Annotated in this window: 11 protein-coding genes and 1 tRNA gene; 6 read left to right on the top strand and 6 right to left on the bottom strand. The window is 37.7% G+C overall.

Annotation, left to right across the window (positions count from 1 at the left end):
• Window positions 1–757 precede the first annotated feature (757 nt).
• Window positions 758–831: transfer RNA gene (locus ELS83_RS15945), tRNA-Ile, on the bottom strand.
• 100 nt (window positions 832–931) lie between these two features.
• Here ELS83_RS15945 and ELS83_RS15940 point away from each other — a divergent pair.
• Window positions 932–1,555: an HAD family hydrolase gene (locus tag ELS83_RS15940; RefSeq protein ID WP_171596539.1), complete on the top strand. Its 624-nt coding sequence runs from the start codon at window positions 932–934 to the stop codon at window positions 1,553–1,555.
• Between the two features lie 11 nt (window positions 1,556–1,566).
• Here ELS83_RS15940 and ELS83_RS15935 read toward each other — a convergent pair whose 3' ends face one another.
• Window positions 1,567–2,352, bottom strand: coding sequence for a hypothetical protein (locus ELS83_RS15935; RefSeq protein ID WP_171596538.1), 786 nt, complete (start codon window positions 2,350–2,352; stop codon window positions 1,567–1,569).
• Between the two features lie 72 nt (window positions 2,353–2,424).
• Window positions 2,425–4,386: a (E)-4-hydroxy-3-methylbut-2-enyl-diphosphate synthase gene (ispG, locus tag ELS83_RS15930; protein ID WP_171596537.1), complete on the bottom strand. Its 1,962-nt coding sequence runs from the start codon at window positions 4,384–4,386 to the stop codon at window positions 2,425–2,427.
• A 160-nt stretch (window positions 4,387–4,546) separates the two neighbouring features.
• Between ispG and gldA the strand changes: the two genes are divergently transcribed.
• The 5 genes from gldA to ELS83_RS15905 all read left to right on the top strand — a co-directional run bounded on the left by gldA (window position 4,547) and on the right by ELS83_RS15905 (window position 9,117).
• The gene (gldA, locus tag ELS83_RS15925) at window positions 4,547–5,446 is read left to right on the top strand and encodes a gliding motility-associated ABC transporter ATP-binding subunit GldA (RefSeq protein ID WP_171596536.1); all 900 of its coding nucleotides are present in this window, start codon (window positions 4,547–4,549) and stop codon (window positions 5,444–5,446) included.
• Between the two features lie 322 nt (window positions 5,447–5,768).
• Window positions 5,769–7,025 (top strand): methionine adenosyltransferase, encoded by a 1,257-nt coding sequence (metK, locus tag ELS83_RS15920; RefSeq protein ID WP_171596535.1) that lies wholly within the window; start codon window positions 5,769–5,771, stop codon window positions 7,023–7,025.
• A 173-nt stretch (window positions 7,026–7,198) separates the two neighbouring features.
• Complete coding sequence (locus ELS83_RS15915) at window positions 7,199–8,032, top strand: alpha/beta hydrolase (protein WP_171596534.1); 834 nt, start codon at window positions 7,199–7,201, stop codon at window positions 8,030–8,032.
• Window positions 8,032–8,529, top strand: coding sequence for an RNA polymerase sigma factor (locus ELS83_RS15910; RefSeq protein WP_171596533.1), 498 nt, complete (start codon window positions 8,032–8,034; stop codon window positions 8,527–8,529). The genes ELS83_RS15915 and ELS83_RS15910 overlap by 1 nt, the downstream gene beginning before the upstream one ends.
• 12 nt (window positions 8,530–8,541) lie before the next feature.
• Complete coding sequence (locus ELS83_RS15905) at window positions 8,542–9,117, top strand: hypothetical protein (protein ID WP_171596532.1); 576 nt, start codon at window positions 8,542–8,544, stop codon at window positions 9,115–9,117.
• Between the two features lie 40 nt (window positions 9,118–9,157).
• Here the strand turns inward: ELS83_RS15905 and ELS83_RS15900 are convergent, their stop codons facing one another.
• The 3 genes from ELS83_RS15900 to ELS83_RS15890 form a co-directional block, all read right to left on the bottom strand.
• A complete protein-coding gene (locus ELS83_RS15900; RefSeq protein WP_171596531.1) occupies window positions 9,158–9,355 on the bottom strand; it encodes a hypothetical protein in 198 nt (65 codons plus the stop codon).
• Between the two features lie 2 nt (window positions 9,356–9,357).
• Window positions 9,358–10,380, bottom strand: coding sequence for an NAD-dependent epimerase/dehydratase family protein (locus ELS83_RS15895; RefSeq protein WP_171596530.1), 1,023 nt, complete (start codon window positions 10,378–10,380; stop codon window positions 9,358–9,360).
• 108 nt (window positions 10,381–10,488) lie between these two features.
• The gene (locus tag ELS83_RS15890; RefSeq protein WP_171596529.1) at window positions 10,489–10,896 is read right to left on the bottom strand and encodes an OsmC family protein; all 408 of its coding nucleotides are present in this window, start codon (window positions 10,894–10,896) and stop codon (window positions 10,489–10,491) included.
• Between the last annotated feature and the right edge of the window lie 251 nt (window positions 10,897–11,147).

Genomic DNA, 11,147 nt, shown 5'->3' with positions numbered 1-11,147 from the left:
TCATGTCGGCAGAAGTCTAATTCGGGACATAGGTTACAAACCTTAAACTATCGTTAGTTTACTTCTGCTGACTGGTTAATCACCACTAAACTACAAAATCAGAAGGACTAACCATGACTATGCAAACCTAAGGGATAGCTATCGGGAGTTACTGCAGAGATGTGGGAGAGTAGGTCGACGCCAAGCTTTAAAGAGTCTTATTCCTTATGGAGTGAGACTCTTTTTTTATGCCCAAAAGTCAACAAACTTTCAGCTGTCAGCTCTCAGCCACCAGCTAACCACAATAATTGTACTATCCAAGGTTACTGAGCGGAGTCAAATATGGTCTCGAAATAATTGCATTGTCCAAAGGTTCCTGAGCGGAGTCGAAGGACCGATTTTCAAATTAAATTAGCCTTCTTTCTGTTTGATCTCTACTTGGACTTACTGAAGTGATAAAATAGACTGTCAAAATATTAATTTTAAAATGGGTGTGAATGATAATAAAAAATCCCTTTTTGTTTTCATTGAAAAAATCTGGAATAATCTCTCTTCCTATGTATATATTGATTTCTGCTTAAAAGCTCTTTTAAGGCAATTTCTTCAGGAGTATGACCAATGTATCTGGTTAATTATTATAAGTTCTTATTTGAGCATGCTACAGCATGTAGCTGTAAATAAAAAAAAGATCTTTACTATGGAATGAAATATTTACAGAGAAATGTATATAAAATAAAAAAGCAGCCACAACAAAGTTGTAACTGCTTGATTCAGAGGGTGGGCCCACCTGGGCTTGAACCAGGGACCCCCTGATTATGAGTCAGGTGCTCTAACCAGCTGAGCTATAGGCCCTCGAAAAACTTATAAAATAAAAGCAAAGCTTTATCTTTGTTTTCGGTGTGCAATATTACATATTTGTATCGAATTATTCAATAATTGAAGGAAAAAAATTATGCAAAAATATGATTCGATCCCTAATATAATCTTCGATTTTGGCGGGGTTCTTTTAAATATCGATCCACAAAGAGCAGTAGATAGTTTTGAAAAAATTGGTTTACATGATGTAGGTTTGATTAAACGCGAATATTCTCAAAATGGTTTGTTTGATAATTTAGAGAAAGGAATCGTTTCTCCCGAAGAGTTTCGAACTCAAATTAGAAAACACATCTCAAATGGAGTTAGCGATTCAGAAATTGATACAGCATGGAACTCGATGTTATTGGATTTGCCTTATGAACGATTGGAGCTTTTGAATCGCCTTAAAAAGAATCATAGAATATTTCTTCTGAGCAATACCAATATCATTCATTGGGAAGCTTATATGAGCATGATACAGGATGTACATGGTGTATGCCTGTCTGATTTTTTCGAGAAAGATTACTACTCACACAATATGGGTTTGAGAAAACCAGATACTAAAATATATACTGAGGTTTTGGAAGCTGAAGGCTTAAAGGCTGGTGAAACCTTATTCGTAGATGATATGCTTGCCAATGCTGATGCCGCACGATCGGTTGGTATGATTGCTCATCATTTAAAACTGGAAGAAGGAGAAACTGTTTTGGATCTTTTCTAATCGATCGGGACTTACTTCTTGCGAAAGCTTCCCATTGTATTATCGTAATTGATATAATACAGGCCAGATTCCAGGCTTTCAAGATTTACCTTATCGCCGAAGCCCTTAAAAATGATATTGCCATACTTGTCGTAGATTTCATACAGTGTTTCGGCGGTGAATAAAAGTTCATCTTTTACCTTTTCGGGCCCAAAACTTACTTTAGCCTTTCTGGAATCATGGCTAATTCGAGTGGAATATTTCGGATTTCCTGTATAGTCGGTTTGTGCCAACCTAAATACATTTTTACCAGTATGGGTTCTCACTTTTAACTGGTATTTGTTAATGGTAGGCAATCCGTTTCCTTCTACTTCACCAATGGTAATCCATTTGTTCCACCTGTACTGCTGAACTACAAATGGAATGGAACCACTTTCGTCGCGGGTGGTCCAATGCAGGATATCATTTTTATCTACCTGTGCACTTTGAATGGTAAAAGTGGCTTTGGGCTGTATTGCTTCTGGGTTTACAATGCGTGGTAAACAACCATTTTTATAGTGTAGAACGATATTGATTTTCTCTCCCAAATCAAACTTAAATTGCGAAAGATCAATCTCAAAGGCACTGCTACCAATTTCATCGGAAGAGGTTTGCCCGTTCACCGTTACCTGGAAAACACAATAGCCAACTCCCGAATCAGAGAAAGGATTCATTACATACACATTTTTCCCAAGATATATTCCGCTTAGCTCAAGTTTATCAGCGTAAGCGAATGAAATCAGAAATGAGAAAAAAGAAAGCAGTAGGATTTTCTTCACGCTAATTAATTAAGGATTACGTCTATATGCAAGATAGGAAACAATGTGTATTAAAAAAAAGATTTAATCACATTAATTGATATTATCGTCAATCCAATCGCCGTTGTCCTTAATGATGCTTTTAAGCTCTTCTATTGCAGTATCGCTCGGAATATTCTTGATTAAAAGTTCGTGACCTTTGTATAATGAAACCTTTCCAGGACCTGCACCAACATAGCCATAATCTACATCACCCATTTCGCCTGGACCGTTTACAATGCAGCCCATAACCCCTATTTTTAGGTGAGTGAGGTGAGAGAACTCTTTTTTCACTTCGGCAACTACATCCTGTAATTGGAATAAGGTTCTTCCACAGCCCGGACAAGAAACAAATTCGGTTTTACTTGTGCGAACTCTGGCAGCCTGTAAAATTCCAAATTCGGTAGAAAGCACTTCGCTTTGCGGCAGATTTCCTTCATTTACAATGCTGATGCCATTACCCAATCCATCGAAAAACAAACTTCCCAAATCGCAAGATGATTTAAGGTGCAAGTCTTCAAGATTTGAATCGATAAAACTGCGTTTGAAAATTACCGGAGCTTTACATCTTGCCTGTATCAATTTTAAGGCAAAAGCTCTCTGTTCGGCGAAAGCATTCTGATGGCTCGATTGACAGATTAAAACCACCTTAGGATTTGCAATGACCTTATTGATAAACGCTTGGCTTAGATCATTGTATGAACATTCCACAAAATGAATATCGCAGGTAAAGGCAGTTAGGTTATCGTTTAGAAACTCTTCAGTCTGAAACAGGGGGTAAGACTTGTCGGTATACTGATCGGCCAATTCCCAGCACTCCTGGTCTACAATAATTCCCAGATCTTCTGGATAATCTGAAAAAACCGGTTCGTAGCCATTTACATAAATATAATCGGCAGCTAACTTCCCTTTTTCCCACTCCAATGTATCCTGATCTTGCACATAACCTGCCTTTTCTGGTAAATCGGCAGTCAAATATCTTTCATGCGATAAATCGGAAAGCACAACCGGTACTTTAGAGCTTCCAATGTTCTGAACCAATAGACTTGAGCGTTTGTAGAAATTAATCAGGTCAACATCGCTGTTTTCGACTGGAGCAATTGTCTTGTGATTTTCTTTTTCGAGAACGTAATCCACCAGCTTTTTGCCTACAGGCGATTCAATTTCAGGATCTTCGGTAAGAGAGATTCTTACTGTATCACCAATGCCATCATTCAACAAGGCACCTGTTCCTACAGCCGATTTTATTCTTCCATCTTCTCCTTCGCCTGCTTCGGTAACGCCTAAATGTAAAGGAAAAAACATGTTTTCTTTTTCCATTTCGCATACCAGCAAACGCACGGTTTTTACCATCATTACCGTATTGCTCGATTTAATTGATATGGCTACATCTGTAAAGTTTTGCTCCTTACAAATGCGAAGAAATTCCAATGTAGCTTCAACCATTCCTCTTGGTGTATCGCCATAGCGGCTCATAATACGATCCGATAATGAACCATGGTTCGTACCAATTCTTAAGGCAGTTTTGTTTTCCTTGCAAATGCGCAGCAATGGAATCAATTTTTCACGAATCTTTTCCAGGTCTTCCTGATATTTTACCTCTCCGTATTCCTGGTTTTTGAAATCGGCACGCTTGTCAACAAAATTTCCTGGGTTAATTCGAACCTTATCAACATATTTAGCAGCAATTGTTGCGGCTTTCGGATTAAAATGGATATCGGCAACCAATGGCGTTTCATATCCTCTTTTTACCAACTCTTCTTTAATAAATTTCAGGTTCTCTGCCTCCTTTGTTCCCTGCGTTGTCAATCGTACATATTCGGCACCCGATTCTATCATCCTGATTGCCTGTTCAACACTGGCTGTTATATCATTGGTGTCGGTGTTTGTCATCGACTGAATTCGAATTGGATTGCCAGCTCCCATTGCTGTATTTCCAATAAATGATTCGCTCGAAACACGACGGGAATAATTGAAAAGATCTTTACAGAAATTATTATGATGTGAAAAACTCATTGCCATTGATTTGAATTGAATCACAAAGGTAGTTAATTCAATTCTGAATTATTAAATTCACAACAAATTACCTTTGTTTTGTATTCTGCCATATCTGCGAAAGCATAAAGGATTGGATTCCTATAAATAGGGTATTTGGGCAAAGAGAAAAAATAGTTTTATGTCGATTAAAGTTCAGGAAGTAAGCAAGCAATACGGAAAACAAAAAGCACTTGACAATATTAGCTTTGAGATTCAGCAAGGCGAAGTTGTAGGATTTTTAGGTCCAAACGGAGCAGGTAAATCTACCATGATGAAAATCATCACCGGATACATTCCGCAATCTGCCGGTTTGGTTGAAGTCAATGGGCTATCCATTGATGAACATTCGCTGGAAGTTCGAAAACAGATTGGTTATCTGCCCGAGCATAACCCGCTTTACCTTGAAATGTATGTAAAGGAGTACCTCGATCATGTTGCGTCTATCTATAAAATGAGCAAAAAGAAATCACGAATTAATGAAATGATTGAGCTTACAGGACTTGGGCTGGAACAAAATAAAAAGATTGCTGCCTTATCGAAAGGCTATCGACAAAGAGTGGGAATTGCCCAGGCTCTAATTCACGACCCAAAAGTTGTGATACTTGACGAACCAACTACAGGTTTAGACCCTAATCAGTTGGTAGAAATTCGAAACCTTATTCAGGAAATTGGTAAAGAAAAAACGGTAATGCTCTCTACTCATATCATGCAGGAGGTTGAAGCTTGTTGTGAAAGAGCCCTAATTATTAACAAGGGAAAATTGGTTGCCGATAAGAAAATTGAGAACCTGAACTCAGACTTATCAACCCAAATAATTGAAGTAGAGTTTGCCTCAGAAATCGATACAGCCGTATTGAATACAAACCAGGCCATATCGGCCATAAATAGTTTTGGTAAGGGCAGATATGAGCTTTCGTGTAAGGATGATATCCGTAAAGATATTTTTGAAATGGCAGTAAAAAATAAGTGGACACTGCTTGAAATGAAGAGTAAAACTCAAAATCTCGAAGATTTATTTCATGAATTAACCTTGAAATAAACCGTTTGTAATTCAGACTCATAACTCTTTATTGGCGTGGAACTGCCTGTTTTACAGCATTAGTATTTGTTAAAAAGCTCTAAAAACTCTTGTTGCAATATTGTTTCTTTCCAAAATAATGTTTTCCTTTGCCGAGAATTAAGTGGAAAGATTTGGCTGCTTGCAACCACAGAAAAAAATGCTAAATGGTGTTATTATCCTTTTTCTGCGTTAATACAACAACCAATTGCTTTCCCGTAAATTTTATTAATGAAGTACTTTTAAGTCTGGGGGACTTAGTTTTCTAAGTGGACTTTATCGTGCTCAAAACTTTTAAAATATTATGGGATATTTATTTACATCAGAATCCGTTTCTGAAGGACATCCAGACAAAGTTTCTGATCAGATTTCAGATGCTATTTTGGATAAATTGCTGGCTTACGATCCAAACTCGAAAGTTGCTGTAGAAACTTTAGTAACTACAGGACAAGTAGTAATTGCCGGTGAAGTAAAAACAAAAACTTACATTGACACACAAGAAATTGCACGCCAGGTAATCAATCGTATTGGTTATACCAAAAGCGAGTACATGTTCGATGGCTCATCTTGTGGTGTTTTGAATGCAATTCACGAGCAATCAGACGATATCAACAGAGGTGTAGATCGTGAAGATCCAATGACTCAAGGTGCTGGTGACCAGGGTATGATGTTCGGTTATGCTTCGAAAGAAACCGATGATTATATGCCATTGTCGCTTGAATTATCTCACCGTTTATTGATTGAGTTGGCTGCCATTCGTCGCGAAGGAAAGGAGATGACCTACCTTCGTCCTGATTCAAAATCGCAGGTGACCATTCAGTACAACGATCAGGATGTACCTGAAAGAGTACATACCATTGTAGTTTCTACCCAGCATGACGATTTTGGTCCGAACGATGAAGAGATGTTAGCGAAGATCAAAAAAGATGTTCGTGAAATTTTGATTCCTCGCGTGGTAAAACAATTGCCGGAAAGAGTGCAGGCTTTATTCGATAATGAATTCATTTTGCACGTAAACCCAACGGGTAAATTTGTTATTGGAGGTCCACACGGCGATACCGGCTTAACAGGTCGTAAGATTATTGTTGATACTTACGGAGGTAAGGGAGCTCACGGTGGAGGTGCTTTCTCTGGAAAAGATCCATCGAAAGTAGACCGATCTGCAGCATACGCTTCTCGTCATATTGCAAAAAATATGGTGGCAGCAGGTGTGGCTGATGAGATTTTGGTACAATTGTCGTATGCTATTGGAGTTGCCGAACCGGTAGGTATTTATGTAGATACTTACGGCAAATCGAATGTGAGCATTTCGGATGGCGAAATTGCTGAGAAGGTGAAAGAGCTCTTCGACTTACGTCCGGCAGCTATCGAGCAAAGATTAAAACTTCGTAATCCAATTTATGAAGAGTCTGCTGCTTATGGACACATGGGAAGAACGCCAAGAACAATCACGAAGAAATTCGAATCTCCTTATTTCGGAAATATCGAAGCAGAGGTTGAATTGTTTACCTGGGAAAAACTTGACTATGTTGAGAAAGTAAAAGAAGCATTCAACTTATAAGATTTTCACAAAATATGAATTAAAGCCATTCCTTTGGGAGTGGCTTTTTTTATGCGGTAAATTGATCTAAATCAGCATAGAAATAAAAAAATGAGAAAAATTTTTCGACAAGTGTAACATTTGAAAAAGATGTGCATCAAAAGGGCAAACAAACAAATTAAAAATACAGAATCATGAAATCACTTATTTTATCAATTGCCCTAGTAATAATTAGTTTCTCTCTTTTTGCTGATACCGGTTCCATTCAAGTCGATGTAGTTGGAAAAGGCAAACCAGTTTTATTGTTACCAGGATTTACCTGTCCGGGAGAAGTTTGGTCGGAAACCGTAGAGAAAATTTCCCAAAATCATGAATGTCATTTGGTAACTTATGCCGGATTTGGAGATGTGCCTGCAATAGACAGTTTATGGTTGCAAACTGTAAAAACCGATATCGATAAATACATTGCTGACAATGAGTTTTCAAATCTTTCGATTGTGGGGCACAGTATGGGTGGAACCCTGGCATTATGGTTGGCTTCGGAAAAACAATTTGATATCGAAAAAATAATGGTAGTTGATGCATTGCCCTGTATGGGAGCTATGATGATACCAGATTATTCGAGTGATAAAATCATATACGATACACCTTATAATAGAAACCTGCTGAAAATGACTGATGGTGAATTTAGTGGAATGGCGAGGAATTTTGCTGCCTTTATGAGTAAGTCTGTATCGAAACATCAACAAATTGTTGATTGGATGATGAAGGCCGATCGTAGAACTTATGTATACGGTTATACCGATTTACTGAAACTGGATTTGCGCGAGAATTTGAAGAATATTGAGTCGCAAGTTGTTATATTAGCTGCTGCAAACCCAAGTAAAAGTATGGTTGAAGGTGTTTATAATAACCAGTTTGCTGCATTAAAAACCAAAGAGATTGTTTACATCGAGAATTCAGCCCACTTTATCATGTTCGATCAATTCGAAACCTACATGAAAGAACTTAAGCAACTTTTAAACTAATGAATGAAACGTTTAACAGACTCTACAAAGAGAATTACGCTAAAGTATACCGATTGTGTTTGTCTTATGTATCGGGAAACGAAGCCTTGGCCGATGATTTAGCACAGGAAGTATTTGTTAAAATTTGGCAAAAGCTCGATCAGTTTAGAAACGAATCGCAAGTGAGCACCTGGATATACAGGATTACTGTGAACACCTGCTTAATGCACCTTCGAAAAATTAAGAAATCGCAGGAAAAAATTACCGATCAGATTCCTGAAAATCTGAGCAGCGAAACAGAGGATGGTAAAGATGATCGATTACAAATGCTCCGTGCCTGTATCCAGAAATTGAATGAAATGGGAAAGATTCTGATTTCGCTTGTGCTGGAAGAGGTGCCACAAAAAGAAATTGCCGAAGCAGTAGGACTAAGCAACGAAAATGTAAGAGTTCAAATTCACCGGAGCAAAGGAAAACTGTTCAAGTGTATGAGCAGCAAAGAAATGCAGAACCTTTAAAGCAGAGAAAAAATGAATAATTTCAAAGATATACAATCCATTTACGATGGTCAGAAATCAGCTGAACCAACAGAAATTCCCAGGGAATTACAGAAGAGAATTCAAAAAGCCGACAGCCTGGTGAACAATAGCCACATTAAGAATATCATTATCCTATCCATTACCTTGCTGGCAATTGTAGGAATCGATCGGTTTTATTTTACTGCTACCAGCACCTTATTCGAGATTGGAATCATTAGCATGATTATGGCACTGGCCATTCGAATTACAATTGAAATGTTTAGCTATCGCCGTAAGAAGAATTTAAATGTGCTTCGTAAATCCGATCTTTTTATTGCCGATTTGAAAGCTTTCTATCAATGGCGCAAGAAGATTCACCAATATCCAACCTATCTTACATTTTTACTTTACGTGATTGGTGTTGGACTATTGTTTATCGAATTTCACAACCACCTTTCGCAATTTTGGTTTGTGTTTTTCCTAATCGAGTTTGTGGTTATCATGCTGGTATTGATCATTTTCATCAGGAAAAAAATCAGGAAAGAGATAAAATCATTAAATGAGATGATAGACTTGTATGAGGTATAATCATCAAAAAAAAATCCATTCCGTTGGGAATGGATTCTTTTTATTTCTTTACTCTTCCAAGCAATCGATAGCTTGCATTCGAGATTCCCACAAAAAGCAGGAACCAGGCAAAACTGATCAATACCGCCTGAATCATTACATTCGAATCAATTAGATATTCCGGCATTGGAATTCGAATTAAAGTGGTAATGGTAAATCCAATTACAATGGAGATAAATATTTTTAATTTTCTGTTCATTTTTAAGATTTAACTTTCGCCTGTATAGGGTAATGTTGTACAGTGTCTTTAATACTTTGCTCAATATCGATAAACTCAAATTGCAAGGCATCTTTAATTTTCTGGTTCGAATATTTCCTGATGTTATGCGATGCACGCGCAGTTTCTTTGGTAAAACCTGGCTGTTTAAACAAAAATACCTTTTGCAGATAGGCCAAACGCCAACCAATTTCGGTCATTTTTGGCGATGCATATTTTGTAGGTCCTTCAATACCAATGTGTTTTGCGATGGTCTTGAATATAAACTCATAAGTACAGTCGTCGCCGTTTAAAATAAAGCGTTCGTTCACAATTTCGCTTTCCATCAATTCAATCATCGATCGACTCACATCTCTAACATCTACATAGCCAGTAACTCCTCTTGTAAAGTACTTTAAGCCATTGGCTACGGTACTAAATAAAAGTGAGCTTCCTTTGTCCCATTGTCCCGGCCCCAAAATAATAGATGGGTTTACAATAACAGCATTCAAACCTTCTTCTATGCCACGCCAAACTTCCAGTTCCGATTGGAATTTACTCAAGGAGTATCCAGAACGCTTATCTTCCGGGCTCCATGGTGTAGTTTCCTTTACCATCTCTTCTCCTTCTTCAGGTGTTCCCAGGGCAGCAATGGAGCTTACCATGCAAAACTTTCGGATTTTGCGTTCGATACAAGCATTTACCAGGTTGCGTGTTCCTTCTACATTAATATCGAGAAGGTTCTTCTTGTCCTCTTTTTTAAAGGAAACCAAAGCGGCACAATGGTAAACATCTTCAACATCGGTTAGTGCTTGCTCCAGCGAATCTGTATCCAGCATATCTCCGTCGAACCATTCAATCGAATCGAATAATCGATTTGCATCTTTTGAATAGAACGAGAAGGTTTTTCGAACCAAATCAAGATTACTGCTCGATCTTTTCAGGGCACGAACTTTTTTACCTTTTTGAAGTAAATCGATTAACAAATGCGAACCAACAAGGCCGGTTCCTCCTGTAACTAAAAGCATTGTATTGAGTTAATTTGTGTGTTTTGAATGGGTAATTTAGGATGAGTAGAAATCGTGAAGCTGAATAATTTTATCAAAAATCAGCGGTAACGAATTCATAAAATTACCCTATTTCCAATTCATTTTAATGGTTTGCTTCAGATTGTAATGCACACTCAATGGTACAGGACTGGTTCCGGCAACCGATTCAATAATTTTTTTCTGTTCGTTGGTATATTCCTTATCCGGGAAATTGAATTCTACAATTACTTCCGAAACCCTGCGAGGATCGCTGGCCATAATTTTAGTAATGTCCAATTCAGTTCCAACAATATCGATGTCATTATCGCGAGCTACAATTCCCATAATGGTCATAATGCATGAACCCAACGAGGTGGCCAGCAAATCGGTTGGCGAAAAAGCTTCACCCTTTCCCCTGTTATCGGTTGGAGCGTCGGTAAAAATTTTGTTTCCCGATTGCAAGTGAATGCACTCGGTGCGTAAATCTCCAAGATATTTGGATTTAATCGTAGTCATAATGCTTAAGTTTTTTGTGAAAGCAATAAATTTTATTGTTGTAATTAGTATTCAATTCAAATATAGCAAAAGCCTGTAGATGGATAAATATGCAGTAAGAATTCATTTTAATTTTTCTGCCGGCTTTTCTTGATAATATGCCCTTAATCTATATGCTTCTTTTTGCTAAGTCGATGAAAACCTATCACTTGTCGATTCTCATATGGCGTTTGTCGATATCGATAGGTTTACATAGTAGTAATCATTATAAT

The sequence above is a fragment of the Marinifilum caeruleilacunae genome (genome assembly GCF_013141825.1).
Lineage (GTDB): Bacteria > Bacteroidota > Bacteroidia > Bacteroidales > Marinifilaceae > Marinifilum > Marinifilum caeruleilacunae.
Note: the sequence above shows the minus strand (reverse complement) of the source record. Positions and strands in the feature narration are given on the sequence as shown.

Excerpts from the sequence above, each read along its gene's own strand:
- ispG (WP_171596537.1), bottom strand. The coding sequence starts at position 4,386 with ATGAGTTTTTCACATCATAATAATTTCTGTAAAGATCTTTTCAATTAT.
- ELS83_RS15940 (WP_171596539.1), top strand. The coding sequence starts at position 932 with ATGCAAAAATATGATTCGATCCCTAATATAATCTTCGATTTTGGCGGG.
- ELS83_RS15910 (WP_171596533.1), top strand. The coding sequence starts at position 8,032 with ATGAATGAAACGTTTAACAGACTCTACAAAGAGAATTACGCTAAAGTA.
- metK (WP_171596535.1), top strand. The coding sequence starts at position 5,769 with ATGGGATATTTATTTACATCAGAATCCGTTTCTGAAGGACATCCAGAC.
- ELS83_RS15905 (WP_171596532.1), top strand. The coding sequence starts at position 8,542 with ATGAATAATTTCAAAGATATACAATCCATTTACGATGGTCAGAAATCA.
- ELS83_RS15895 (WP_171596530.1), bottom strand. The coding sequence starts at position 10,380 with ATGCTTTTAGTTACAGGAGGAACCGGCCTTGTTGGTTCGCATTTGTTA.
- gldA (WP_171596536.1), top strand. The coding sequence starts at position 4,547 with ATGTCGATTAAAGTTCAGGAAGTAAGCAAGCAATACGGAAAACAAAAA.
- ELS83_RS15900 (WP_171596531.1), bottom strand. The coding sequence starts at position 9,355 with ATGAACAGAAAATTAAAAATATTTATCTCCATTGTAATTGGATTTACC.
- ELS83_RS15915 (WP_171596534.1), top strand. The coding sequence starts at position 7,199 with ATGAAATCACTTATTTTATCAATTGCCCTAGTAATAATTAGTTTCTCT.
- ELS83_RS15890 (WP_171596529.1), bottom strand. The coding sequence starts at position 10,896 with ATGACTACGATTAAATCCAAATATCTTGGAGATTTACGCACCGAGTGC.